The sequence below is a fragment of the Frigoribacterium sp. PhB160 genome (genome assembly GCF_003751785.1).
In the GTDB taxonomy this organism is placed as follows: Bacteria; Actinomycetota; Actinomycetes; order Actinomycetales; family Microbacteriaceae; genus Frigoribacterium.
Genome location: NZ_RKIE01000003.1, coordinates 229,400 through 254,238, shown reverse-complemented (window position 1 = coordinate 254,238; position 24,839 = coordinate 229,400). Strand labels below are relative to the sequence as shown.

Sequence of the window (24,839 nt, the reverse complement as noted above, 5' to 3'; positions counted from 1 at the left end):
CATGGACTTCATCGGCACGATCCTCTGGCCACTGAGATGGCTCGTCGAGGCCATCCTCGTCGGCTTCCACAACGTCCTCACGTCGTTCGGCATGGGCACCGGCTGGGGCAGCACCTGGGTGCTCTCCATCGTCGGCCTCGTGCTCGTCGTGCGAGCGGCCCTCATCCCGATCTTCGTGCGCCAGATCAAGAGCCAGCGCCGCATGATGGAGATCGCGCCGCGCCTGAAGAAGATCCAGGACAAGTACAAGGGCAAGCGCGACCAGTTCAGCCGCGAGGCCATGTCCCGCGAGACGATGGCGCTCTACAAGGACACGGGCACCAACCCGCTGAGCTCGTGCCTGCCGCTGCTCATCCAGATGCCGATCTTCTTCAGCCTCTACACCGTGCTGCACAACGCCCAGCAGGAGAAGGTCGGCATCGGCCTGCTCGGCCAGCAGCTCTCCGCGTCGTTCGGCGAGTCGACCCTCTGGGGCGCCCCGCTGAAGGAGACCTTCCTCGGCGCCACGACGTGGGAGGTCCGCCTCCTCGCCGGCGCGATGGTGGTCGTCATGACCGCGTCGCAGTTCATCACGCAGCTGCAGATCGTCTCGAAGAACATGTCGCCCGAGACCAAGGCGAGCCCCATGTTCAAGCAGCAGCGCATGCTCCTCTACTTCCTCCCCCTCGTGTTCGTCTTCTCGGGTCTCTCGTTCCCCCTGGGCGTCATGTTCTACTGGCTGACCTCGAACATCTGGACCATGGCCCAGCAGTTCATCGTCATCCGCAACATGCCGACGCCCGGCAGCGAGGCCGCCCTGGCCCGCGAGGAGCGCATGGCCAAGAAGGCCCAGCGCAAGGGTCTCGGCCTCGGCGACATCACGGTGACCGAGATCGAGTCGGCCCCGGCCGTCCCCAAGGCCACGCAGCGCGTGCAGCCCGTCGGCAAGAACCGCGCCAAGAAGCAGAACGGCGCCAAGAAGTGATCCGTCGCTCCGTCGGTCCCGGCCGACGGAGCGCGGTCTCCTGAGCACGCCGACGAAGTCCTGAACCCGGAGAGACGATCGAGATGAACGACAGCGACAGCACGAGCAGCGACCTGCCCGAGGGCACCACGGACGCTTTGCAGGAGGCGCGGGTCGAGACCGACGCGCCCCGCGCCTCCTCGACTCCCCCCGTCGACGGCGACGCCGCCGGTGCCGACGACGAGGCGGGCGTCCTCGACGAGGGCGACATCGCCGCCGACTACATCGAAGAGCTGCTCGACATCTGCGACTTCGACGGCGACATCGACATCGAGGTGCAGGCGGGCCGCTCGTACATCTCGGTCGACTCGACCGGCGGCGAGGGCGCCCTGCGCGTGCTCTCGAAGCCGGAGACGGTCAACGCCCTGCAAGAGCTCACGCGCATCGCCGTGCAGACCAAGACCGGCGAGTTCTCGCGCCTGATCCTCGACATCGGCGGGTCGCGCTCGACCCGCGAGGCCGAGCTAGGCGCCATGGTCGACCGTGCCGTCGAGAAGATCGAGGAGGGCGCCGAGGCCGCGGCCCTGCCGCCCATGTCGTCGTACGAGCGCAAGCTCGTGCACGACATCGTGGCCGCCCGCGGCTTCACCTCGGAGTCCGAGGGCGAAGGCCGCGACCGCCACACCGTCATCACCCGCGCCTGACGCGGGGCCGGCACACGATGACCGACGCGCTCACCGAGCTCGAGATCGAACCTGAGGTCGCCGCCCGCATCTTCGGCGACCGCCTCGAGGTCGTGCGGCAGTTCACCGCCGACCTCGCGCAGCACGGCGAGGAGCTCGGGCTGATCGGGCCCCTGGAGCTGCCGCGCCTGTGGACTCGGCACGTCGTCAACTGCGGCCTCGTGGCTCCCCTGCTCACGGCCGGTCGCGTCGGCGACGTCGGGTCGGGAGCGGGCCTGCCGGGTCTCGTCCTGGCGGCGGCTCGACCTGACGCCACTCTCGTGCTCATCGAGCCGATGGAACGACGGACCGACTGGCTCCGCGCCGAGGCCGATCGACTCGGCCTGACGAACGTCGAGGTCGTGCGCGCTCGTGCCGAGGAGGTCGAGCTCGACGGGTGGCTCGACCAGGTGACGGCCCGCGCGGTGTCCGCGCTCTCGAAGCTCATCCCGCTCACGGCCCCGCTCGTCAAGACCGGCGGGCAGCTGCTGCTGATGAAGGGCGCCCGCGTCGACCAAGAACTGGTCGCGGCGAAGAAGGCGATCGCCAAGGCCCATCTCGTCGACGTCGAGGTGCTCGAGCTCGGCGTCGGCCTCGTCGACGAGAGCGAGATCACCCGGGTGTTCCGGGCGACCCTCGACTGACCCCGCCGGAGGCGCGGGGGCGGCTCCACAGGAGGCGATCTGAGCCCGAGGTACGGTGCGCGGATCATCTCGGGGCGCCGGGGGACGCGTGTCGTCTGCCGTGGTGAATTCGTCGTCTGATTGAGGGCAAGTTGGCCTCACAATCGGTCTTGATCAGCAAATACTTTGTTGGTGTCCTTCATTGACCGGTCTTCCCGGATATCCGGGACACCTACTTACCAACATGTGAGTGAGCCTGTGCAAAGTGTCGGCTCGACGCGTCTGTTCTCATCCTCGACACGGGTCGTCCCCCTGCGCGACGTCGGTCGAGATGACCTCGTCGCAGCACGGCGGTCCTCTCGGCTTTGTCGGTCGCTCGGGCTAGAGTTGGACCCGGTTGATCGCCCCGCCCTGAGCTGACGTGTTCGCTCAGACGGTGTGGATGCAGGTGGGCCGTTTCACGTGAAACAGAGCGATTCGGAGAGTCCATCGGTGAGTTCGTCCACGGAGTACGACGGCAGCACTCCCCTCGCCCGGGAACTCGCCGACCTCAACCGGCGCAAGGCGGCCTTGTCGCGCGACCCGTTGCCCCCACCCGCCAAGACGCGCATCCTCACCGTGTCGAACCAGAAGGGCGGTGTCGGCAAGACCACGACCACCGTCAACCTGTCGGCAGCGCTAGCCCGGAGCGGCGCTCGTGTGCTCGTGATCGATCTCGACCCCCAGGGCAACGCCTCGACTGCTCTCGGCGTAGAGCACCGAGCGGAGACCCCGAGCGTCTACGACGTGATCGTCGGCGACGGCGATGTCGCGGACGTCGTCCAGAAGAGCCCGGAGTTCGACCACCTGTACTGCATCCCGGCCACCATCCACCTGGCCGGCGCCGAGATCGAACTGGTCTCGCTGGTCGCCCGCGAGCAGCGCCTGAGTCGTGCGCTCCAGACGTACCTCGAGGCGACCGAGGCCGCCGGCGAGCGGTACGACTACGTGTTCATCGACTGCCCGCCCTCGCTGGGCCTGCTCACCATCAACGCCTTCGTCGCCGCGAGCGAGGTGCTGATCCCCATCCAGTGCGAGTACTACGCGCTGGAGGGTCTCAGTCAGCTGCTGCGCAACATCCAGTTGATCGAGAAGCACCTCAACCCGTCCCTTCAGGTCTCGAGCATCTTGCTGACGATGTACGACGGTCGCACGAACCTCGCGCAGCAGGTCGTCGCCGACGTGCGTGAGCATTTCCCGAAAGAGGCCCTGCAGACCCTCATCCCCCGGTCGGTCCGCATCAGCGAAGCCCCTGGTTACGGGCAGACCGTCATCAGCTACGACACCAATTCACCCGGCTCCATCTCGTACCTCGAGGCGGCGGCCGAACTAGCACGTCGAGGAGCACCCCAGTAGTGGCAACCAAGAGAACAGGGCTCGGCCGAGGCATCGGCGCCCTCATCCCCGTCGCGGACGAGACGCAGGGCCGGCCCGTCGACGTCTTCTTCCCGACGGCACAGCAGACTGCCGAAGAGCTGGTCGCCGTGCCCGGTGCGCGCCTCGCCAACCTGAACCCGCTCGACATCGTCCCGAATGCGCAGCAGCCTCGGACCGAGTTCCGCGAGGAAGAGCTCGCCGAGCTCGTCTCCAGCATCCGCGAGGTCGGCGTGCTGCAGCCGATCGTCGTGCGGCCGATCCCGGTCTCGAGCGCGAAGAAGCGTGCCGGAGGCGCGAAGGGCGTCACGGACGTCCAGTACGAACTGGTCATGGGCGAGCGTCGCCTCCGCGCCACGAAGGAACTGGGCCTGGCGACCATCCCCGCCATCGTCAAGGACACGGCCGACGAGTCGATGCTGCGCGACGCGTTGCTCGAGAACCTGCACCGAGCTGAGCTCAACCCGCTCGAAGAAGCGTCGGCCTATCAGCAACTTCTCGCCGACTTCGGCATCACGCAGGACGAGCTCGCCGGCAGGATCGGTCGAAGCCGTCCGCAGATCTCGAACACCATGCGCCTGCTCCGCCTGCCGGCGTCGGTGCAGCGCCGTGTGGCGTCGGGTGTGTTGTCGGCTGGCCACGCTCGGGCCATCCTCTCCACCGGTGACTCGGTGCTGATGGAACGCCTGGCCGAGAAGATCGTCAACGAGGACCTCTCTGTGCGGGCAGCGGAGGCCATCGCAGCGGGGTCGACCCCATCGGCGCCGAAGTCGACCCGAGCATCGGTGGGTCGTCACCAGGCTCACCTGGACGAAGTTGCCGAACACCTCGGGGATCGACTCGAGACGCGAGTCAAGGTCCGCCTCGGTGCGCGGAAGGGGTCCATCTCCATCGACTTCGCCTCCATGGAGGATCTCAACCGCATCCTGTCTGCCCTCGGGCAGGAAGAGTCTGCAGACAGCTGAACTCGACTGCACCGTGTTTCACGTGAAACGCCCCTTGGGTCATCTCGAAGGGGCGTTTCGCGCCGTCGACGATCCGAATGGGGTCGTTTCAGGGCCTAGGAGAGCCCGTTCAGCAGTCTCAGCACTGGGGAGTGCCGCGACAGACCGCTCAGATCGCTTCCTGTGGGCTCGGAAGCACCCGAACTTCGGTGATGACATCGTTCGCTGAGGATCACCGAGCACTGTTGAGCCCCCGCCTCCTGATCACAAGGCGGTTACACGCCTGCAGCCGAGTCGCTTCGCTGGGGCTAAGTGCGGAACGATCCGTGTCGGAAGAGTTGCAATCAGTACGCGGCTGATTGGACGCATGCTGAACCGTCGGTGGTCGATGCACGTTGCTCATCGACTGACGGCGGATGCCGAGAGGCGTTCACAGAGGCAGCGTCACCACGGGCCTGCTACCTCGCCGTTCGGACCAGGCATAGGGATGTCGACGTGAGGCTGTCCTGCGAGGGTCCTTCGAGCAGCTGGCCCTGGGCAGGAAGATCTTGTTTCGCGCATGTTGCTGGACGGGCATCCCGATCGACCTCCTCCGCGAAGTATCGCCGTTTCACGTGAAACAGCGTTCGTTCACACGTGGTCGCGAACGGCCTTCTCTGCCAGAGCCGCGTAGAACAGGCCGAGCTCGTAGCCGGCCGACTCCAGGGCCATGGGCACCAGCGAGGTCTCGGTCAGCCCGGGCAGGACGTTCACCTCGAGGAACCACGGGGTCCCCGCCGCGTCGACGATGAGATCGACGCGGGACAGGTGCCGCAGGCCGAGGGCCTCGTGCGCGGCGACGGCGGCGACTGCCGCAGCAGAGCTGGCGTCGGCCTCGAGGCGGGCCGGCGTGAAGAACGTCGTCTCGCCTGCGTTGTACCGTGCCTCGAAACCGTAGACACCACCGCGAGGCACGATCTCGACGGCGGGCAGGGCGGTGGGGCCGTCGCCCGTGTCGATGACGCCGACGGCGATCTCCGTCCCGGTGATCTTCTGCTCGACGATGACGTCGTCGCAGTACGTGTATGCGTCCACCATCGCGCGGGGGAGCTGCGAGGCGTCATCCACGACTGTCACGCCCTGCGCCGAGCCGCCCCGAGCGGGCTTGACCACGACCGGGACCGGGTGTTCCTCCGTGATCGCCTGGAGCACGCCGACGGCGCCAAGTTCGCGGAACGCGTCGTGCGAGAGGGTGATGCCGCGGGGCGTGTGGACGCCGGCCCGGCTCACGAGCTCCTTGGCGGTCGGCTTGTCCCACGCGAGGCGAGCCGCGGCGGACGTGCTGCCGACGAACGGGATGTCCAGCGCCTCGAGCAGTCCCCGGAGCGCGCCGTCCTCGCCGCTCGCTCCGTGCAGCACGGGCCACACGACGTCGGGGCGTTCGGCGGCGAGGTGTGCGAGCAACGTCGCGTCGGGGTCGCGGAGCTGCACGGCGATGCCGTTGGCGTGCAGGCTGTCGGCCACGCGCCTCCCCGATCGGAGGGAGACGTCGCGCTCGTGCGAGATGCCTCCGGCGAGGACGGTGACCGACGTGAGGGCGCTGGCGTTCATGGGATCGGGATCGCTTTCCGGTCGGGAGGTGCGTGGTCGGCCGAGGCTCGTCCGATCGGGCAGACGAGCCGGTATTTGCTGGTCAGGACATGTTCGGCGGGGGCATGGTGACGCCCTCGCGGAGGATGGTGGGTGCTCCGAGACGCGCGGACGAGAAGGTGCGCAGCAGGTCGAGCTCGCCGTTGACGACCGAGGCCAGGCGGGCCACTCCGGTGCGGATGAACTCGGGCGTCGGGTAGCAGAACGAGAGCCGGATGTTCTGGCGACCGCCGCCGTCCGAGAAGAACGCGGTGCCGGGCGTGTAGGCGACGAGCTCCTTGACGGCCCGGGGCAGCATGGCCTTCGAGTCGAGCTCGTCGGGCAGCGTGACCCACACGAAGAAGCCGCCGTCGGGCACGGTCCACGACAGCGAGGGCAGGTACTCGCCGAGGGCCCCGAGCATGGCGTCGCGACGTTCGCGGTAGAGCCCGCGGAAGGTGTCGATCTGCCCACGCCAGTCGGCCTGGTCGAGGTACTCGGTGATGACGAACTGCCCGAACGAGTTGGGTGACAGCGTCGCCGACTCGTTGGCGAGGATGAGCTTCTCGCGGATGGCGTGGGGGGCGAGGGCCCAGCCCACGCGGAAGCCGGGAGCGAGCGTCTTGGAGAACGAGCCGAGGTAGATGACGCCCTCGTCGTCGACCGACCGCATCGCCTGGGGGGCCGGCTGGTCGAAGTACAGCAGGCCGTAGGGGTTGTCCTCGAGCACGAGGATGCCCGCCGAGCGGCAGATCTCGAGGATCTCGAGGCGGCGTGCCCAGGTGAGCGTGACGCCCGCGGGGTTGTGGAAGTTGGGGATCGTGTACAGGAACTTGATCGTGCGGCCCTCGGAGGCGAGGCGGGCGATCGTCTGTCGCAGCGCCTCCGGGACGAGGCCTTCGTCGTCCATCGCCACGTGCGCGACGTCGGCCTGGTAGGCCTTGAAGACGCCGAGGGCGCCGACGTAGCTCGGCGACTCGGCGAGCACGACGTCGCCGGGGTTGACGAAGAGCCGCGTGACGAGGTCGAGGGCCTGCTGCGAGCCCGTGGTGACGACGACGTCGTCGGCGCTGCCGCGGATGCCCTCCATCGCCATGATCTGCATGATGTGCTCGCGGATCGCGGGCGTGCCCTGGCCCGAGCCGTACTGCAGCGCCATGGCGCCGCCGCCGGCCGACATGACGCGGTCGATCGCGCCCGTGACGAGCTCACGCGGCAGGGCGGACACGAAGGGCATGCCGCCTGCCAGGGACGCCACCTCGGGGCGGCTGGCGACGGCGAACAGGGCTCGGACCTCGGAGGCGCTCAGGCCGGCGGTGCGGTCGGCGTAGGAGTCGTACCACGGGTCGAGGTTGGTGCCCTTGTTCGTCATCTGCATGCCTGTCGGTCGAGGGTGATGCGGTTCAGGATATGCCCGGAGGCGCGGTGAGACGGGAAGAGCCCGCCCAGCAGGTGCGCTGGGCGGGCTCTCGGTGCGTCGGTGTCGACTACGCCAGGAACTCCGCCAGGTCGGCCTCGAGGGCCTGCTTCGGCTTGGCGCCGATGACGGTCTTGACGACCTGGCCGCCCTTGTAGACCTTCATCGCCGGGATCGACGTGATCTGGTACTGCATGGCGGTCTGGGGGTTGTCGTCGACGTTGAGCTTGACGATCTCGATCTTGTCGCTGTGCTCGGCGGCGATCTGGTCGAGGATCGGCGAGACCGCGCGGCACGGACCGCACCACTCGGCCCAGAAGTCGACGAGGATCGTCTTGTCGGAGGTGAGGACGTCGGCCTCGAAGGAGGCGTCGGTGACTGCCTTGGCGCTGCTCATGGTGGTTCCTTTCGTCGTGGTGGCTGGTGTGGCTCGGGGGACCGCTACGCGGAGACGGTCTCGGGGGCGACCGACTCGGCGGTGTCGATGCCCTCGGCGGCGCCGGGGGTGTGCTCGGCTAGAAACGTCTGGTCGAGGCTGGCGAGGAAGTGCTCGGCGTCGAGCGCCGCGACCACGCCGGATCCGGCCGCGGTGGCCGCCTGGCGGTAGGTCGGGTCGATGACGTCGCCCGCCGCGAACACGCCGCGGAGGTTGGTCTTGGAGCTGCGGCCCTCGACCGCGATCGTGCCGTCCGTGGTGAGGTCGAGCTGGCCGTGGACGAGGTGCACGCGCGGGTCGTTGCCGATCGCGATGAAGAGGCCGTCGAGCTCGAGCTCGCTGACGCTGCCGTCGGCCGTGTCGGTGAGCTGCACGCCCGTCGCCTTCTCGCCGCCGAGGATGGCCGAGACCTGCTTGTTGTAGAGGAACTCGATCTTGTCGTTCGAGAACGCTCGCTCCTGCATGATCTTCGAGGCGCGGAGGCTCTCGGAGCGGTGGATGACGTAGACCTTGCTCGCGAAGCGCGTGAGGAAGGTCGCCTCCTCCATGGCCGAGTCGCCGCCGCCGACGACCGCGATCTCCTTCTGCTTGAAGAAGAAGCCGTCGCACGTGGCGCACCAGCTGACGCCGCGGCCGCTGAGGCGCTCCTCGTCGGCCAGGCCGAGCTTGCGGTAGGCGCTGCCCGTCGCGAAGATCACCGTCAGCGCCTCCTCGACGGCGCCGCTGCCGAGCGTGACGGTCTTGACGTCGCCGGTCAGGTCGACGCTGGTGACGTCGTCGAGCAGCACCTCGGCGCCGAACTTCTCGGCCTGCTCCTGCAGCTTGAACATCAGCTCGGGGCCCTGGATGCCGTCGGGGAACCCGGGGAAGTTCTCGACCTCGGTGGTCTTCATGAGCTCACCGCCCGCCTCGACGGAGCTGGCGACGATGAGCGGCTCGAGACCGGCGCGGGCCGCGTAGATGCCCGCGGTGTAGCCGGCGGGGCCGGAGCCGATGATGATGATCTGGCGCATGAGCACCTTCCTCAGGGACGTGTGTGGACGGGCAGGGGACCGGGCGGGCCCTCGTCGGGCCCTGCGGTCTCCCGCACCGCCTGATCGAACAGATCCTAGCGGCGGGCTATTCCGCGCCTCCCAGAGGGACGTCGAGGAGGCGCGGAGCGGCTCAGCGACGCAGCAGCCGGCTCACCAGCGGGCGCGCGCGGCGCAGCACGGGGTCGAGCAGCTCGACGAGCTCGGGCAGGCGCACGAGGCGCAGCAGGCCGAAGTAGACGACGGCCATGAACGCCACCGCGACGAGGACGGAGAAGAGGCCGGCGATGCGGCTGGAGTGCGCGAAGCCGTTCGGGTCGAAGCTGCCGAGGCCGAACACGACGACGAGGCCGACCACGCCGGCGACGGCCGCGACGACCGAGTACTGCACGTAGCGGCGCAGCACCCAGCGGCCGTCGATGCCGCCGAGGCGACGCTTGACGAGCACCAGGGCGACGACGGTCTGGGCCGAGCCCGCGATCGAGGTGGTCCAGGCGATGGCGGCGGCGATGCGGTCGTCGGGGACGACCGCCGAGCAGAGCAGCGTCCCGACGACGAAGACGCTCGACTGGATGAGCTGCATGAGGAACGGCGTGCGCTGGTCGTGCAGGGCGTAGAAGACGCGCTGCACGACGAACAGCACGCTGAAGAGCACGAGCCCCGGCATGAAGCCGACGATGACCTGCGACATCTGGGTGGCGCCCCGGAAGGTGCTCTCGAAGAAGCTCGCGAAGGGCAGCGCGACGACGATCATGGCGACGGCCGCGAAGACCATGAACATGCCGATCGTGCGGAGCGACTGCGACAGGTCGGTGCGGACGGCGCGCAGGTCGCCGCGCGAGGCGTGCCCGCTCATGCGCGTGAAGTACGCCGTCGCGATCGAGACCGCGACGATGCCGTGCGGCAGCATGAAGAGCAGCCAGCTGTTGGCCAGCACGGCGTTCGAGGCGCCCGCGCCGCTGCCCTCGGAGGCCACGCGGCTCTGCACGAGGCCGGCGAGCTGGGTGACGAGCACCATGCCGAAGAGCCAGCCGGCCGCCTTGCCCGTGGCGCCGAGGCCGACGCCGCGCCAGCGGAAGTCGGGGCGGAAACGGAGGCCGGCCCGACGCCAGAAGAAGAGCAGGAAGCCGGCCTGGGCGAGCACGCCGAGCGACGCCGTGCCGGCGAGGACGGTGATGCGCCCCGGCGTCCAGACGTCGACGACCGAGTTCGACGCCGAGCCGCCGAACAGCACCATGAAGACGACGAGCCCGGCGATGGCGACGACGTTGTTGATGACCGGCGCCCACGTGAACGGGCCGAAGACCTGCCGTGCGTTGAGCACCTCGCTGAGCAGGGAGTACATGGCGTAGAAGAAGATCTGCGGCAGGCACCAGTAGGCGAAGGCCGTCGCCAGGGCGATGGAGTCAGAGGTGTAACCACCCTGCCCGGTGCTGTTCGCCTGCTGCGCGTAGAGGCGCACGAGCATCGGCGCGAGCAGGGTGCCGATCAGCCCGACCGCCGCGAAGACGATCGTGCCGAGCGTGACGATCTTGTTGATGAAGCGCTGGCCGCCGTCGTCGTCGTTCGTGGCCGCACGGACGATCTGGGGCACGAGCACGGCGCTGAGCAGGCCGCCCGCGATCAGCGCGTAGATGTTGTTCGGCAGCTGGTTCGCGAGGGCGAACGAGTCGGCGGCCCGGCTGGCGCTCTGCCCAATGGCGGCCGCGAGCACCGCGGTCTTCACGAAGCCGAGGACGCGGGAGACCATCGAGCCCGAGGCGAGCAGGACGCTCGCCCGGCCGAGCCCGGCGGGGGAGGCGCTCACGCGGTCTCGCCCGGGCCGGGCGTCGAGGTCGAGGGCGTCGAGGTGGAGGGGGTCGTCGAGGTCGACGGGTGTCTCGGGTGGATGGGAGCCTCCGGGCTGCTGCTGCTGCGATCGGTCGTCGTGCTGGTGGGCCCGTCGCCGTCGCCGGGGGTGTGGTCTCGGGGATCGTCGTCACCGTCGCCGCCGTCTGGCGCACGGCGGCGCTTGCGGAAGGTGCGGTAGATGCCGCCGCCGAACAGCAGCACGAAGCCGACGGCGAAGACCCACGTGATCGCGGTCTCCCAGCCGGCCTGCACGTTGATGGAGACGCTGCTCGGGCTGCCGATGGCGACGCCGGTCGGGCTGGTCAGGGTCATCGAGACGAGCACCGTGCCGTTGGCGACCGACTGCACCGGCACGCGGACGCGCGACTGCGACTGGCCCTGCACCGTCACCTCGATGCGGTTCTCCTCGACGGCGAGGATCGGGTTCGACGGCTGCACGGTCAGGTAGACGGTCGCCGTCGAGTCGGTCGCGTTCTGCACGTAGAGCGGCAGCGACGACCGGTCGCCGAGGATGAGCTGGTCGCTGCCGCGCACCACCGACACGAGGCCGGCCGTCGCGGTCGACTCGGCGGTCGCGGCCGCCACCTCGCTGGCGAAGCCCTCGGCGTTGTCGCGCCAGGCGTGGGAGGCGAGCGCGAGGGTGCGCAGGCGGGCCGCCGCCGTGACGACCTGCGGCTGCTCGAGCGCCGAGGCCAGGTCGAGCACGCGGCGGTCGGCCTCGACGAGGCTGCGCACCTGCGCGACCCGCTCGTCGTCCTCGGGCTGGTCGACGACCGTCGCCGCGGTGGGGGTGCTGTCGACGGCGTCGGCGAGGCTCGCGGTCGTCGCCCAGGGCAGGGCCGCGAGGGCGACGAGCGTCTCGTGCAGGTAGCCGCCCTCGGCCGACCAGCCGCGGTCGAGCGTCGTCAGCAGGGTGCGGGCGTCGCTCGGCCGCTCGCGCGTCGCGGTCGCCACGCTCGCCGACAGCTCGGCCATGGCCGCGGCCCACGCGGCGTCGTCCTGGGCGCCTGCGGCCCGGCGCACCAGGGTCGAGAGGGTGTCGTCGCTGACGACCCCGGCGGCGTCGCCGAGGTCGACGGCCGCGTTCTCGGTGGCGTCGGTCGAGCCGTCGACGTTCGAGCTCGACAGGACGGTCGTCGTGTACCCGCCGGCCGTGAACGCGTCGAGGTCGGACGAGACGACGGAGGCGCGGGTCGGCCAGGCGACGCCGGTCACGTCGTACGGCCAGTCGAGCAGCGACTCCGTGGTGGGGAGGGGCGGCGCGGCGGGGTCGTCGCCGGGCTCGGAGCCGGGACCGGGGGCCTGCCCGGCCGGGTCGGTGGCGGAGGGGTCGACGGGGTCCGCGCCTCCGGTGCCGTCCGAGCCGGGTGCCTGCGCGTCGGAGCCGGACGTCGTGGCCCCGCCCGAGGGCGTGGCCTCGTCGGTCGGCGTCGCGTCGTCGCTCGGCGTCGGCTCGGTCTCGTCGGGCTCGGCGAAGAGCGACTCGTCGACGAGCGGGTCGAACGAGGTGGGTGCGGGGATCGTGCCGGCTCCGGCCTGGCTGAGGGCCGCGACGTCGGCGTCGGCGTACGCGAGGGGGAACGTCTCGAGCCCGGAGGCCTGCAGCTGCGAGAGCCAGTCGAGGGCGGACGCCGGCGCGGCCGTGCCGAGCAGGCGGATCGACGCGATGATCATCGGGTCGACGCCCACGGCGGCCTGCGTGCCCTGCACCGCGCGCAGCTGGCGGGTGAGGGTGCCGTCCGACGACGTGTAGGCGGCGAGGGCGCCGGCGTCGAGCACGCCCGTCTCGGTCTCGGGCGTCGTGATCGGCACCGCCACGGCCAGCCGGGTCGGCGGCACGCTGTCGCCGGGGTGCCAGACGACGCTCGTGCGGTCTTGCGCGACCTCGGCGCCGTCGGCGTCGACCACGCGCGCGCCGAGGGCCCGGGCGCCCCAGGCGTAGCCGTCGAGGGCCACCTGCGCGGCGGGGACGGTGAGGGTGACGACCTGGGTCGACCCCGCCGCCACCGCGGGCACGTCGACGCGGGCCAGGTACGAGCCGAGGTAGTCGCTGACGCTCGTCGCGTCGGGCGAGAGCCAGCTCGCGAGCTTCGCCCGCGTCGTGAACGCGGCGCGGTCGAGGTAGACGCGCCCCACGCCCTCCGCCACGTCGGTCTCGGTCGTGTTGGTCACGGTGAGGTCGAGCACGAGGTCGCGGCCGGGGACGAGGACGCCGTCGTCGGCGGGGGAGACGGCGAGCGTCACGTCGCCCGCGGCGGTGGAGGAGGCCGACCCGCCCGACGCCGCCGACGCGGGCGCGACGGGCCCGGCGAGGGGGAGCCCGACGACCACGACGAACACCGCCGTGAGGACGGCGATCAGGGCGTGGAGGAGTCTCATAGGCGTGGTGCCCCCTCGACCACGGGGTCGTCGGGGCATGCCGAGTCTAGGCAACCTCGTCTCGGAGGCGGGGCGGGACGCTCCTCTGTCCCCGGCCCGCGCCTCCTCTCTCAGCCCTGGGGAGGAGGCGCGGGCCGGGCTCTCGGGGAACGCACTGTGGCAAAGTGGTCCGTCATGCAGACCGTCGCCTCCGCCGTCCAGCGCCTGGACGAGCTGGCCGCCACGCCCCGCGTCGCGGCCCTCGCCGAGGCGTTCGCCGCGGCCGGCCACGAGCTCGCGCTCGTCGGCGGCCCCGTCCGCGACGCCTTCCTCGGCCGCCCGGTCAACGACTTCGACTTCACGACCGACGCCGACCCCGACCAGATCCTCGCGATCGTCGTGCCGATCGCCGAGGCGCACTGGGACGTCGGCCGCCAGTTCGGCACGATCGCCGCCCGCGTCGACGGCGAGGTGGTCGAGATCACGACCTACCGCAGCGACGTCTACGACGGCGAGACCCGCAAGCCCGTCGTCGAGTTCGGCGACACCCTCGAGGGCGACCTGGTCCGCCGCGACTTCACGGTCAACGCGATGGCGCTCCGCCTGCCGCAGAAGGTGCTCGTCGACCCGTCCGGCGGCGTCGACGACCTCCTCGCCCGGCGGCTCGCCACGCCCGGCACGGCGGTCGACTCGTTCCGTGACGACCCGCTGCGCATGATGCGGGCGGCACGGTTCACGGCCCAGCTCGGCTTCGAGGTCGCGGCCGAGGTGCGCGACGCGATGGCGACCCGCGCCTCCACGTTGTCGATCGTGTCGGTCGAGCGCGTCGCCGACGAGCTCGGCAAGCTGCTGCGCACCGACGCCCCGCGCGAGGGCATCCGCCTCATGGTCGACACGGGCCTCGCCGACCACGTGCTGCCCGAGCTCGCGGCCATGCGCCTCGAGGTCGACGAGCACCACCACCACAAGGACGTCTACGAGCACAGCCTCACCGTGCTCGACCAGGCCATCGGCTACGAGAGAGAGCGGCACCCGGGCGAGGCGCCCGACCTGACCCTGCGGCTCGCGGCGCTGCTGCACGACTGCGGCAAGCCGGCCACGCGGCGGCTCGAGCCGGGCGGCGTCGTCACCTTCCACCACCACGACGTCGTCGGGTCGAAGCTCGCGAAGAAGCGGCTCAAGGCGCTGCGGCTCGACAACGACACGATCTCGGCCGTGTCGCGGCTGATCGAGCTGCACCTGCGGTTCTTCGGCTACACCGACGGCGCCTGGACGGACTCGGCCGTGCGGCGCTACGTCCGCGACGCCGGCGACCAGCTCGAGCGGCTGCACATGCTGACCCGTGCCGACGTCACGACCCGCAACCGCCGCAAGGCCGACCGGCTCGGCTTCGCCTACGACGACCTCGAGACCCGCATCGCCGAGCTGCGCGAGCGGGAGGAGATCGACTCGCTGCGGCCCGACCTGAACGGCGACGACATCCAGCGCGTGCTCGGCATCGCGCCGGGGCGCGAGGTGGGCGAGGCGTACCGCTTCCTGCTCGAGCTGCGCACCGAGGAGGGGCCGCTGGGCGCCGAGGTCGCCGAGCAGCGGCTGCTCGCCTGGTGGGCCGACCGGGCCGAGGGCTGACCGGGCGCCTGAGCCGACACCTGCTCGACCGGTTTCACGGCCGAGACTCGGGAGGCACGAGCGTAGGAGGCGCCAGGCCGCTGGGCGCACGACCGTCGGTCACGAGGCCGTCGCCCGCGCTCCCTCCGGGTAGCCTGCCTCCGTGTTCACCCGACCCTCCGCAGCCGTGGGCGCGACGACCGTCTGCGCCCTCATCGTCGTGGCCTCCGCCGTCGGCATCACCGCCTTCGGCGCCTCGACGGCCCCGGTCGCGGGCAGCCGCCTGACCCCGTCCGAGCACGGGGAGACTACCGTCACCGTGAGGCTCTGGGACGACACCGTCGCAGCCGGTTACGAGAAGTCGTTCGCGGCGTTCGAGCGCGACAACCCCGACATCCACGTCGAGGTCGAGGTCGTCCCCTACGTCGACTACTTCGACGACCTGGAGGAGGACGTCGCGGCGGACGACGCCCCCGACGTCTACTGGCTCAACAGCGCGAACTACCGGCAGTACGTCGACGGCGGCGACCTCGTCGACGTCGACGAGGTGCTCGGCGACACCGCCCGCCGCGCCTGGTCGCCCGCGGTCGTCGACCAGTTCACGAGCGACGGCGAGCTGTGGGGCGTGCCCCAGCTCAGCGACGGCGGCATCGCGCTCTACTACAACGCGACGATGCTGCAGGCGGCCGGCATCGACCCCGCGGCGCTCGACGACCTCACCTGGGCGCCGGGCGGCGGCGAGGGCGACACGCTCCTGCCGGCGCTCGAGCAGCTGACCCTCGACGACCAGGGCCGCACCGCCGCCGACCCGGCCTTCGACGGCCAGGTCACGCAGTACGGCTACAACGCCGGGCAGGACCTGCAGGCGATCTGGCTCGACTACCTGGGGTCGGCCGGGGGCGGCCTCGAAGACGCGACGGGCGCCTCCTTCACCCTCGACACGCCGGAGGCGCGCGACGCCTTCCAGTACCTGGTCGACCTCGTCGCCGTGCACCGCGTCGCTCCCCCGGCCGCGGAGACCAGCGCCGACCCCGACCTCAGCCTCGACGCCTTCACGTCGGGCCGCATGGCGCTCTTCCAGTCGGGGCTCTACAGCCTGTCGAAGGTCGACGCGGCGGCCGGGTTCGACTGGGGCGTCGCGATGATGCCCGCCGGGCCCGCCGGCCGGGTCAGCGTGACGAACGGCGTGGTCGCCGCGGGCAACGCGCACACCGGCCACCTCGACGACACCGCCAAGGTGATGGCGTGGCTCGGCTCGTCGGACGGCGCCGAGTACATCGGCCGCGACGGCGCCGCCGTGCCCGCCGTGACCAGCGCGCAGCAGCCCTACTACTCGTACTGGGCGAAGCGCGGGGTCGACGTCTCGCCCTTCTTCGACGTCATCGCGTCGGGCGACACGGTGCCGGCGCCGACCGCGATCTACGGCGAGGCGCAGGACGCCATCACTCCCCTGCTCGACCAGATGTTCGCCGGGGCGCTGTCGGTCGACGACGCGCTCGCGGCCGCCGACGCGGCGGGCGAGGCCGCGGTGGCCGAGGCGCGCGGCGGCCCGACCGGCCAGGCCACCGACGACCCGGCATTGAAGTAGGAGGCGCGACCCGGTACGCTGGGAAGGTTGCGTCTGCTTCTCGGCGGGCGCACGACATGAACACCCTCCTGTCACAGACCGTCTGTGGCCGTCAAGTCCGAAGGAGGTGGGTTAGTCATGCACCAGTACGAACTGATGGTCATCCTGGACCCCGAGATCGATGAGCGCACAGTCGCCCCGAGCTTGGACAAGTTCCTCAACGTCATCCGCACCGATGGCGGCACCGTCGACAACGTCGACATCTGGGGCCGTCGTCGCCTCGCCTACGAGATCAACAAGAAGACCGAGGGCATCTACGCCGTCGTCAACCTCACGGCGAACGCCTCGGCCACGGTCGAGCTCGACCGCCAGCTGGGTCTCTCCGAGGCCGTGCTGCGCACGAAGGTCCTCCGCGCCGAGGAGGCCATCGCGATGGTCGCCGCCGCGAAGAAGCTCTCCGACGAGAAGGCCGCCCGCAAGGCCGCCAACGCCGCCGCGGCTCCTGCTGCGGCCCCGGCCGCGCCCGCTGCGGCTCCCGCTGCGCCCAAGGCTGCCGAGTAGCCGATGGCCGGCGAGACCGTCATCACCGTGGTGGGCAACCTGACCGGCGACCCCGAGCTGCGTTACACGCAGAACGGGCTCGCGGTCGCGAACTTCACCATCGCGTCGACCCCCCGCACGTTGGACCGCGCGTCCAACGAGTGGAAGGACGGCGAGGCGCTCTTCCTCCGTGCCAGCGTGTGGCGCGAGTTCGCCGAGCACGTGGCCAGCAGCCTCACCAAGGGCAGCCGGGTCATCGTGCAGGGGCGGCTCAAGCAGCGCTCGTACGAGACGAAGGAGGGCGAGAAGCGCACCAGCTTCGAGCTCGACGTCGATGAGATCGGCCCCTCGCTGCGCTACGCGACCGCTCAGGTGACCCGCGCCTCCTCGTCCCGCGAAGGTGGTGGCGGCGGCGGTGGCTCTTTCGGGGGCAACCGCGGCGGCGGCCAGCAGGGCCAGGTCGGCGGCGGTCAGCAGTCCGAGCCGTGGGGTCAGCCCGCGCCGGCCCAGGGCGGCAACGCCCAGGGCGGCGACGTCTGGAACACCCCCGGCGGCGGCGGCACCTACAACGACGAGACGCCTTTCTAGGCCTCGAGCTCGTCGTCCCTCACTTCTTCATCTGACTCGAAAGTAGAAATCCCATGGCTGGAAAGAGCAGCGGCGACCGCCGCAAGCCCCTCCGCGGCAAGGGCGGCAAGAACGCCGCTCCCGCGAAGTCGATCCGCGTCGGCGTCATCGACTACAAGGACGTCGCCACCCTCCGCAAGTTCATCTCGGAGCGTGGAAAGATCCGCGCCCGCCGCATCACCGGCGTCTCCGTCCAGGAGCAGCGCCTCATCGCCCGTGCCGTGAAGAACGCCCGCGAGATGGCGCTCCTCCCCTACGCCGGCTCCGGCCGCTGATCAGCGCCGACTGAAGGAGAAGCACCATGTCGAAAGTAATCCTCACGCACGAGGTCTCCGGCCTCGGCTCGGCCGGTGACGTCGTCGACGTCAAGAACGGCTACGCGCGCAACTACCTCGTCCCCCAGGGCTTCGCCGTGGCGTGGAGCCGCGGTGGCGAGAAGCAGGTCGCGCAGATCCGCACGGCCCGCGAGACCCGCGAGCTCAAGACGATCGAAGAGGCCCACGACCTCAAGCAGCGCCTCGAGGCCCAGAAGATCCGCCTCACCGTCAAGACCGGTGCCGACGGCCGCCTGTTCGGCTCCGTCCGTCCCGGCGACGTGGCCGACGCCGTGAACGCCCAGGGCGTCGCGACGATCGACAAGCGCAAGGTCGAGATCCCCGCCGCCATCAAGGTGACCGGCGAGCACGAGGCCACGCTGCGCCTGCGCGAGGACGTCATCGCCACGATCACCCTCACGGTGGTCTCCGCGAAGTAGTCCTCACCGGCTCGGGACCCCGTCCTGCCTGCCGCCCCCGTTCTTCGGGGGTGCGTGGGTGGGGCGGGGTTCTTCGTGTCTCGGGGGTGGGGTGGGGTGGTTCTTCGAACGGAACGGGGTTCTCAGCCGTGCGACGACGGCCCCGCGTACGCCGGACAGGCGGTTACGGGCGGCTGAACACCGACCTGAGCGTGAGCCGATACGTACCGGTTGGGATGTCGCTGTGTCAAGTTCTCCGTCCACAGCCGGATGTCAAATCGGGAGTCTCAACCGCGGGTTTAGACAAGTTTTCCCACACAGGATGGGGAAAACAAAAGGCCAGGTCAGATGCATCGAAAACCGGTGAAGTAACTTTTTCTCCACAGGTTGATCCACAGTTCTCCCCAACAGACCCCGGCGTTGCTCACCGGTTCTCCCCAGAGTTATCCACAGGGTTGTTTGCTGTGGACAACTAGGTGTCCATAAGGTGTACCAGCGCTCGTCAGGGGTGGGTCACGGCGGGTCGACACGGGGATGTCGGGGGTCCGACGTAGAACGGTCCTGGACGTCGCGCGTGCTGCTCGTCGGCACCCCACCCGCTCCCCACCACCGTCCCGGAGGCCTGCATGTCGATCGCCCACCTCGGTCTCGCCAGCGACACGTCGAACGACCGTGACGGCGACCGGCGCAGCGGCGGCGGCATGGGCATGGACCGCGTCCCCCCGCACGACCTGCTCGCCGAGCAGAGCACCATCGGCGGCATGCTGCTGAGCAAGGACGCCGTCGCCGACGTCATCGAGACGGTGCGCGGCATGGACTTCTACGTGCCGAAGCACGAGGTCATCTACGACGCGATCCTCGGCCTGTACTCGCACGGTGAGCCCACCGACGTCATCACGGTCAGCGACGAGCTGATGAAGTCGGGCGACCTGTCGAGGGCCGGAGGCGCGGAGTACCTCCACACCCTCACCGGCGTCGTCCCCACCGCGGCCAACGCGGGGTACTACGCGTCGATCGTCGCCGAGAAGGCGGTGCTGCGCCGTCTCGTGGAGGCGGGCACCCGCATCGTGCAGATGGGCTACGCGAGCGAGGGCGAGGTCGTCGACCTCGTCAACAACGCGCAGGCCGAGGTCTACAACGTGGCCGGCGGCGTGCAGACGGAGGACTACGTCCCGCTGAACGAGGCGGTGACGGTCGCGATCGACGAGATCGAGGCGGCCAAGGGCCGTGACGGTCAGATGACCGGCGTGCCGACCGGCTTCGCACAGCTCGACGCGCTGACGAACGGGTTCCACCCCGGTCAGCTGATCATCGTCGCGGCGCGACCCGCGCTCGGAAAGTCGACGCTCGCGCTCGACCTGGCGCGCGCCGCGTCGATCAAGCACGGCCAGGCGTCGGTGTTCTTCTCGCTCGAGATGGGGCGCAGCGAGATCGCGATGCGCCTGATGTCGGCCGAGTCGAGCGTGCCGCTGCAGAACATGCGCAAGGGAACGGTGGATGCGCGTGACTGGACGAACATCGCGCAGGTGCGCGGGCGCATCAACGACGCTCCGTTGTTCATCGACGACTCCCCCAACATGACGCTCGTCGAGATCCGGGCGAAGTGCCGCCGGCTGAAGCAGCAGCACAACCTCAAGCTCGTGGTCATCGACTACCTGCAGCTGATGACGTCGGGTAAGCGCGTCGAGAGCCGTCAGCAGGAGGTCTCGGAGTTCTCGCGTGCGCTGAAGCTCATGGCGAAGGAGCTGCAGGTGCCGGTCATCGCGCTGTCGCAGCTGAACCGTGGCCCTGAGCAGCGTGCCGACAAGAAGCCCGCGATCAGCGACCTGCGTGAGTCGGGCTCGCTCGAGCAGGACGCCGACATGGTCATCCTGCTGCACCGCGAGTCGGCCTACGAGAAGGACAACCCGCGCCAGGGCGAGGCCGACTTCATCGTCGCCAAGCACCGCAACGGCCCGACAGACACGATCACCGTGGCGTTCCACGGCATGTTCTCCCGCTTCGTCGACATGCCGATGGGGAGCTGAGCCTGTCCCCGGGAGATCGCCTACTACGGAGCGATGTCCAGCGGCATGGCGACGGGGTTGGGGACCTTCGTGGCGCTCTTCACAGGTCTGTGGTTCTTCTGGATCGGAACACTCACCGGTGGGTTCGCCGTTTTCATCCTGATGAAGCTCTTCTGGTATCTCCGCGCACTTCCGTATGAGGCGTACGACGAAAGCAACGGCTGAGCTGCAATGAGCCCTTCGCACTGAGAGGTCTGCTGGACCCACTGGGGACAACGTTCACTCTCACCTGGCGGTCGTCCGCCGAGACGCGGGCTCAGACCTCCACCCGACCTCGGGTCAGTCCGACGGGTCGGCGACGGGGATGGCCTAGCCTGATCGAGCGATGGGGCCGCGTGGCTCGGCTCGTCGTCCGACCACCGCGTTGTGCGCGGGACCGCAGGAGGAGCAGCATGACCGATCCCGTCGACGCCGGCGGTTCCGAGGTGGACCGGCGCTTCCGCGCGGACCTGCGGAAGGCCCTCGAAGAAGCCGAGCGCGACGAGACCACCGGCGCCGCCGCGCCTGCCGCACCCGCCCAGAAGCCGCGGCGCGCAAGCACCACCACAGCTTCCTCGGCCAAGCCCCCGCGCTCCCGCTCCGAGCTCCTCATGGACTGGGCGCCGCTGGCCGTCGGCATCCTGGCCATCGCCGCCGTCATCGGCATCGCTCTCTACGGCATCGGCGGCGGCGACCTCGGCCCCTGGGGCGACTGACCAGACCGAGAGGCCCACCGCGCCACCACCACAGCACCACCCGAGTTGCCGATCTGCGCGACACGTGTTCTCATGGACGAGGACATGTGACTGGTCGTGCAGGCAGGATCCGGACGTTTCGTCGACGACGAGCGCTCGGGTCCTTTTCTCGTTTAACGGCGGTCGCCCGCGACGGAGCGACGTCCCCGAGTCCGAGGAAGGACCCACCCTGATGAGTCGAGACGACGAAGCCGAAGCCATCATCGCCGGCGTCGGCGGCGCCCAGAACATCGCCGACCTGCACCACTGCAGCACCCGCCTGCGCTTCACCCTCCACGACGACGCGAAGGCCGACCTCGACGCCCTCAAGGCCGTGCCGGTCGTCATGGGCGCCCTCCACTCGGGCAGCCAGACGCAGGTGGTCGTGGGCAGCAAGGTCGCCGACGTGCACCGCGCGGTGGAGCGCGCCCGGGGCGGTGGCGGAGGCGGCACGTCCACGCCCACCGCGCCTCCTCGTCAGGCCCTCACGTGGCGCCGCGCCGGCGCCACCGCCATGGACTTCGTCATCAGCGTGTTCACGCCGATCGTGCCGGCCATCGCCGGCGCGGGCATCCTCAAGTCGCTGCTCGTCGCCCTCGCCGCCGTCGGCTGGCTGCCCGCCACCAGCGAGACCTACCTCGTGCTCTCGACGATCCCCGACGCGGTCTTCGCCTTCCTGCCCGTGCTCGTCGCCTACACGGCCGCCAAGAAGCTCGGCGTCAACGTGCCCCTCGCCATCGGCGTCGTCGCGTTCATGCTCTTCGTCAACTTCTCGACGCTCGTCGCGCAGGACGGGGGAGTGTCGCTCCTCGGCCTCGACGTGCCCGCCATCGCGTACAGCGCGCAGGTCTTCCCCGCGATCCTCGCCGTGCTGCTGCTCTGGCCCGTCGAGAAGTTCGTCACCCGCATCTCTCCCGGCCCGATCCGCGTCTTCTTCGTGCCCTTCGTCTGCTACCTCGTCGTCGGCCCGATCACGATGCTCGTGCTTGGCCCCCTCGGGTTCCGCGCCGGCTCGCTGCTCACCGGCGCCATGGTCGGCCTCTACGACACCCTCGGCTGGGTCGCCGTCGCCCTGCTCGCCGCCCTGCTGCCCTTCATCATCTCGGTGGGCATGCACAAGGCCTTCGTCCCGCCGACCATCGCCACCATGTCGGCCACGGGCCGCGAGAGCTTCTACCTCGTCGCCTCGCTCGCCCACAACTTCGGGGAGGCGGGCGCCTGCTTCGCGATCGCGATCCGCACCCGCGACCCGCGCCTCCGCGCCACCGCGATCTCGGCGGGCATCTCGGCACTCTTCGGCATCACCGAGCCCGCCCTCTACGGCATCACGCTGCAGAACCGCCGCGCCCTCGTCGCCGTCATCGCCGGAGCCCTCGCCGGCGGCGCCTACCTCGGCCTCTGGCTCGTCAGCACCTTCGCCGTCGTCGGCCCCGGCCTCGCCAGCTTCACGATGTTCGTCGACGCCGCGAACCCGTGGAACATCTTCCACGCCGCGATCGGCGGCGCCGTCGCGGTCGCCGTCTCGTTCGTCGTGTCGATCATCATCTGGCGCGACTCCGCCTCCGCGACGCTGCAGCGCACCGGCGACGCCGACGCGACCGCGGGCGAGAAGCTCGGCCGCGAGGCCGACGACGCGGTCGCCCCCGACCCGCTGACCCCCGCCGGAGGCGCGTCCAGCGCCGCCGACACCCGTCGCCGCCTGCAGATCGTCAGCCCCGTCGACGGCGAGCTCGTGCCCCTGGCCGACGTCGACGACGCCGTCTTCTCGTCGGGCGTGCTCGGCGAGGGCGTCGCCGTCCGCCCGAGCAGCGGCGCCGTCGTCGCCCCGCTCGCCGGGGTCGTCACGACCCTGCTCGACTCCCGCCACGCGGTCGGCATCACCGCCGACGACGGCGTCGAGGTGCTCGTGCACGTCGGCCTCGACACCGTGAAGCTCGAGGGCCGCGGCTTCACGGCCCACGTCGCCCAGGGCGACCGCGTCGAGGTCGGCCAGGCCCTGCTCGACGTCGACCTCGCCTCCCTCGAGGCCGCGGGCTACGACACGACCACCCCGGTCGTCGTCACCAACACCGACCGCTACGACGTGGTCGTCGACGCCGCGGGGCACGCCTCCGCCGGGCGACCGTTGATCACCACGACAGAGAAGGAACTCACCGATGGCATTGCCTGACACATTCCTCTGGGGCGGCGCGATCGCCGCCAACCAGGCCGAGGGCGCGTGGAACGTCGGAGGCCGCGGCCCCGCCGTCACCGACGTCAACACGTACAAGCCGAACGTCGACCCCCGCGAGTACGCGCTGCACCACACCAACACGCTCGCCTCGATCGAGGCCGCCATCAGCGACCCCGACGACACGTACTACCCGAAGCGCCGCGGCATCGACTTCTACCACCGCTACCCGGAGGACCTCGCGCTCTTCGCCGAGCTCGGCTTCGGCGTGCTGCGCGTCTCGATCGCCTGGACCCGCCTCTACCCGACCGGCGAGGAGCTCGAGCCCAACGAGGAGGGCGTCGCCTACTACCTCGCCCTCTTCGAGGAGATGCGCCGCCTCGGCATCGAGCCGCTCGTGACGCTGTCGCACTACGACCCGCCGCTCGCCCTCGCGCTCAAGAACAACTGCTGGGTCGACCGCAGCACGATCGAGCTGTTCGAGCGCTTCTCGCGCACCTGCTTCGAGCGCTTCGGCCACCTCGTCTCGCGCTGGCTCAGCTTCAACGAGATCGACGGCATCCTCCGCCACCCGTTCACCTCGGGCGGCATCATCGACGAGACCGTCGAGGGCAGCCTCGAGCAGGCCTGCTACACGGCCCTGCACCACCAGTTCGTCGCGTCGGCCCGCGTCACGCGCACCCTGCACGAGCTGTGGCCCGAGTCGCAGATGGGCTGCATGCTGACGATGCTGACCACCTACCCGCGCACCTGCCACCCCGACGACGTCGTCGCCACCCAGGAGAAGGAGCGCCTGCTCTGGCTCTGCACCGACGTGCAGGCCGGCGGCGCCTACCCGCGCCTGGCCACGGCGCTGCTCGAGCGCAAGGGCGTCACCGTGCCGTTCGCCGAGGACGACGTCGAGGTGCTGCGCGACCACACCGTCGACTACATCTCGTTCAGCTACTACATGACGATGACCGAGTCGGTGCAGCCCGACGTCGAGCGCGTGCCCGGCAACACCGTGCTCGGCGTCAAGAACCCGTACCTCGAGTCGAGCGAGTGGGGCTGGCAGATCGACCCCGTCGGCCTGCGCGTCTCGCTGATCGACCTCTACGACCGCTACGGCAAGCCCCTCTTCATCGTCGAGAACGGACTGGGGATGCGCGACGAGGTCACCGAGGACGGCCGCATCCACGACGACTACCGCATCGACTACTTCCGGGCGCACTTCCGCGAGATGATCCGGGCCGTCGACGAGGGGGTGGAGCTGCTGGGCTACACGAGCTGGGCTCCCATCGACTTCATCAGCGCCTCCAGCTCGCAGATGTCGAAGCGGTACGGTTTCATCCACGTCGACCAGGACGACATGGGCGGCGGCACGCTCGAGCGTCGCCGCAAGGACTCGTTCACCTGGTACCAGAAGGTCATCGCCACGAACGGCGCCGACCTGTCCTAGGCGCTCGCCCCGCGGGCTGCCCGGTCGACGG

General features: G+C 70.1%; 22 protein-coding genes. 16 read left to right on the top strand and 6 right to left on the bottom strand.

What is annotated here, in order from left to right; genetic code table 11:
- The first annotated feature begins 1 nt into the window (after position 1).
- The 5 genes from yidC (at position 2) to EDF38_RS14210 (ending at position 4,666) form a co-directional block, all read left to right on the top strand.
- Positions 2-964 carry a membrane protein insertase YidC gene (gene yidC / locus EDF38_RS14230; protein WP_123356521.1) on the top strand — a complete coding sequence of 321 codons (963 nt, stop codon included), beginning with the start codon at positions 2-4 and terminating at the stop codon, positions 962-964.
- Between the two features lie 83 nt (positions 965-1,047).
- Positions 1,048-1,647 (top strand): R3H domain-containing nucleic acid-binding protein, encoded by a 600-nt coding sequence (locus EDF38_RS14225; protein WP_123356519.1) that lies wholly within the window; start codon positions 1,048-1,050, stop codon positions 1,645-1,647.
- 17 nt (positions 1,648-1,664) lie between these two features.
- On the top strand, positions 1,665-2,309 hold the full coding sequence (gene rsmG / locus EDF38_RS14220) for a 16S rRNA (guanine(527)-N(7))-methyltransferase RsmG (protein WP_123356517.1): 645 nt from the start codon (positions 1,665-1,667) through the stop codon (positions 2,307-2,309).
- 471 nt (positions 2,310-2,780) lie between these two features.
- Positions 2,781-3,683: a ParA family protein gene (locus tag EDF38_RS14215; RefSeq protein ID WP_123356515.1), complete on the top strand. Its 903-nt coding sequence runs from the start codon at positions 2,781-2,783 to the stop codon at positions 3,681-3,683.
- Positions 3,683-4,666, top strand: a complete 984-nt coding sequence (locus EDF38_RS14210; RefSeq protein ID WP_123356513.1) for a ParB/RepB/Spo0J family partition protein — start codon at positions 3,683-3,685, stop codon at positions 4,664-4,666. Before EDF38_RS14215 ends, EDF38_RS14210 begins: the two co-directional genes overlap by 1 nt.
- Positions 4,667-5,275: 609 nt before the next feature.
- Here EDF38_RS14210 and EDF38_RS14205 read toward each other — a convergent pair.
- The 6 genes from EDF38_RS14205 to EDF38_RS14180 all read right to left on the bottom strand — a co-directional run bounded on the left by EDF38_RS14205 (position 5,276) and on the right by EDF38_RS14180 (position 13,367).
- Complete coding sequence (locus EDF38_RS14205) at positions 5,276-6,235, bottom strand: D-alanine--D-alanine ligase (RefSeq protein WP_123356511.1); 960 nt, start codon at positions 6,233-6,235, stop codon at positions 5,276-5,278.
- An 82-nt stretch (positions 6,236-6,317) separates the two neighbouring features.
- Positions 6,318-7,625, bottom strand: a complete 1,308-nt coding sequence (locus EDF38_RS14200) for a PLP-dependent aminotransferase family protein (RefSeq protein WP_123357031.1) — start codon at positions 7,623-7,625, stop codon at positions 6,318-6,320.
- Between the two features lie 115 nt (positions 7,626-7,740).
- On the bottom strand, positions 7,741-8,067 hold the full coding sequence (gene trxA / locus EDF38_RS14195; RefSeq protein WP_123356509.1) for a thioredoxin: 327 nt from the start codon (positions 8,065-8,067) through the stop codon (positions 7,741-7,743).
- A 44-nt stretch (positions 8,068-8,111) separates the two neighbouring features.
- A complete protein-coding gene (trxB, locus tag EDF38_RS14190; RefSeq protein ID WP_123357029.1) occupies positions 8,112-9,119 on the bottom strand; it encodes a thioredoxin-disulfide reductase in 1,008 nt (335 codons plus the stop codon).
- A gap of 151 nt (positions 9,120-9,270) precedes the next feature.
- Positions 9,271-10,944: a murein biosynthesis integral membrane protein MurJ gene (murJ, locus tag EDF38_RS14185; protein ID WP_123356507.1), complete on the bottom strand. Its 1,674-nt coding sequence runs from the start codon at positions 10,942-10,944 to the stop codon at positions 9,271-9,273.
- The gene (locus EDF38_RS14180; protein WP_123356505.1) at positions 10,941-13,367 is read right to left on the bottom strand and encodes a DUF6049 family protein; all 2,427 of its coding nucleotides are present in this window, start codon (positions 13,365-13,367) and stop codon (positions 10,941-10,943) included. The genes murJ and EDF38_RS14180 overlap by 4 nt, the downstream gene beginning before the upstream one ends.
- Before the next feature lie 174 nt (positions 13,368-13,541).
- On the opposite strand from EDF38_RS14180, the gene EDF38_RS14175 reads away from it, so the two are divergent.
- From EDF38_RS14175 to EDF38_RS14130, 11 genes are all read left to right on the top strand, one after another.
- Entirely contained in the window at positions 13,542-14,975 is a 1,434-nt protein-coding gene (locus tag EDF38_RS14175; RefSeq protein WP_123356503.1) for a CCA tRNA nucleotidyltransferase, read from the top strand.
- A 142-nt stretch (positions 14,976-15,117) separates the two neighbouring features.
- Entirely contained in the window at positions 15,118-16,542 is a 1,425-nt protein-coding gene (locus tag EDF38_RS14170; RefSeq protein ID WP_123356501.1) for a sugar ABC transporter substrate-binding protein, read from the top strand.
- A gap of 117 nt (positions 16,543-16,659) precedes the next feature.
- Complete coding sequence (gene rpsF / locus EDF38_RS14165; RefSeq protein WP_123356500.1) at positions 16,660-17,082, top strand: 30S ribosomal protein S6; 423 nt, start codon at positions 16,660-16,662, stop codon at positions 17,080-17,082.
- 3 nt (positions 17,083-17,085) lie between these two features.
- Entirely contained in the window at positions 17,086-17,649 is a 564-nt protein-coding gene (locus EDF38_RS14160) for a single-stranded DNA-binding protein (RefSeq protein ID WP_123356498.1), read from the top strand.
- Between the two features lie 53 nt (positions 17,650-17,702).
- Positions 17,703-17,963, top strand: coding sequence for a 30S ribosomal protein S18 (gene rpsR, locus EDF38_RS14155; protein ID WP_043595327.1), 261 nt, complete (start codon positions 17,703-17,705; stop codon positions 17,961-17,963).
- 26 nt (positions 17,964-17,989) lie between these two features.
- Positions 17,990-18,442, top strand: coding sequence for a 50S ribosomal protein L9 (gene rplI / locus EDF38_RS14150; RefSeq protein WP_123356496.1), 453 nt, complete (start codon positions 17,990-17,992; stop codon positions 18,440-18,442).
- Positions 18,443-19,047: 605 nt separating this feature from the next.
- Positions 19,048-20,448 carry a replicative DNA helicase gene (gene dnaB / locus EDF38_RS14145; protein WP_123356494.1) on the top strand — a complete coding sequence of 467 codons (1,401 nt, stop codon included), beginning with the start codon at positions 19,048-19,050 and terminating at the stop codon, positions 20,446-20,448.
- 33 nt (positions 20,449-20,481) lie between these two features.
- Entirely contained in the window at positions 20,482-20,652 is a 171-nt protein-coding gene (locus tag EDF38_RS15975) for a hypothetical protein (protein WP_158613388.1), read from the top strand.
- Positions 20,653-20,879: 227 nt separating this feature from the next.
- Positions 20,880-21,182 carry a hypothetical protein gene (locus tag EDF38_RS14140; protein WP_123356492.1) on the top strand — a complete coding sequence of 101 codons (303 nt, stop codon included), beginning with the start codon at positions 20,880-20,882 and terminating at the stop codon, positions 21,180-21,182.
- 211 nt (positions 21,183-21,393) lie between these two features.
- Positions 21,394-23,370 (top strand): beta-glucoside-specific PTS transporter subunit IIABC, encoded by a 1,977-nt coding sequence (locus EDF38_RS14135; RefSeq protein ID WP_123356490.1) that lies wholly within the window; start codon positions 21,394-21,396, stop codon positions 23,368-23,370.
- The gene (locus EDF38_RS14130) at positions 23,357-24,808 is read left to right on the top strand and encodes a family 1 glycosylhydrolase (RefSeq protein ID WP_123356488.1); all 1,452 of its coding nucleotides are present in this window, start codon (positions 23,357-23,359) and stop codon (positions 24,806-24,808) included. The genes EDF38_RS14135 and EDF38_RS14130 overlap by 14 nt, the downstream gene beginning before the upstream one ends.
- Positions 24,809-24,839 lie beyond the last annotated feature (31 nt).

Excerpts from the sequence above, each read along its gene's own strand:
- yidC (WP_123356521.1), top strand. The coding sequence starts at position 2 with ATGGACTTCATCGGCACGATCCTCTGGCCACTGAGATGGCTCGTCGAG.
- EDF38_RS14225 (WP_123356519.1), top strand. The coding sequence starts at position 1,048 with ATGAACGACAGCGACAGCACGAGCAGCGACCTGCCCGAGGGCACCACG.
- rsmG (WP_123356517.1), top strand. The coding sequence starts at position 1,665 with ATGACCGACGCGCTCACCGAGCTCGAGATCGAACCTGAGGTCGCCGCC.
- EDF38_RS14205 (WP_123356511.1), bottom strand. The coding sequence starts at position 6,235 with ATGAACGCCAGCGCCCTCACGTCGGTCACCGTCCTCGCCGGAGGCATC.
- EDF38_RS14200 (WP_123357031.1), bottom strand. The coding sequence starts at position 7,625 with ATGACGAACAAGGGCACCAACCTCGACCCGTGGTACGACTCCTACGCC.
- trxA (WP_123356509.1), bottom strand. The coding sequence starts at position 8,067 with ATGAGCAGCGCCAAGGCAGTCACCGACGCCTCCTTCGAGGCCGACGTC.
- trxB (WP_123357029.1), bottom strand. The coding sequence starts at position 9,119 with ATGCGCCAGATCATCATCATCGGCTCCGGCCCCGCCGGCTACACCGCG.
- EDF38_RS14180 (WP_123356505.1), bottom strand. The coding sequence starts at position 13,367 with ATGAGACTCCTCCACGCCCTGATCGCCGTCCTCACGGCGGTGTTCGTC.
- EDF38_RS14175 (WP_123356503.1), top strand. The coding sequence starts at position 13,542 with ATGCAGACCGTCGCCTCCGCCGTCCAGCGCCTGGACGAGCTGGCCGCC.
- rpsF (WP_123356500.1), top strand. The coding sequence starts at position 16,660 with ATGCACCAGTACGAACTGATGGTCATCCTGGACCCCGAGATCGATGAG.
- EDF38_RS14160 (WP_123356498.1), top strand. The coding sequence starts at position 17,086 with ATGGCCGGCGAGACCGTCATCACCGTGGTGGGCAACCTGACCGGCGAC.
- rpsR (WP_043595327.1), top strand. The coding sequence starts at position 17,703 with ATGGCTGGAAAGAGCAGCGGCGACCGCCGCAAGCCCCTCCGCGGCAAG.
- rplI (WP_123356496.1), top strand. The coding sequence starts at position 17,990 with ATGTCGAAAGTAATCCTCACGCACGAGGTCTCCGGCCTCGGCTCGGCC.
- dnaB (WP_123356494.1), top strand. The coding sequence starts at position 19,048 with ATGTCGATCGCCCACCTCGGTCTCGCCAGCGACACGTCGAACGACCGT.
- EDF38_RS15975 (WP_158613388.1), top strand. The coding sequence starts at position 20,482 with ATGTCCAGCGGCATGGCGACGGGGTTGGGGACCTTCGTGGCGCTCTTC.
- EDF38_RS14140 (WP_123356492.1), top strand. The coding sequence starts at position 20,880 with ATGACCGATCCCGTCGACGCCGGCGGTTCCGAGGTGGACCGGCGCTTC.
- EDF38_RS14135 (WP_123356490.1), top strand. The coding sequence starts at position 21,394 with ATGAGTCGAGACGACGAAGCCGAAGCCATCATCGCCGGCGTCGGCGGC.
- EDF38_RS14130 (WP_123356488.1), top strand. The coding sequence starts at position 23,357 with ATGGCATTGCCTGACACATTCCTCTGGGGCGGCGCGATCGCCGCCAAC.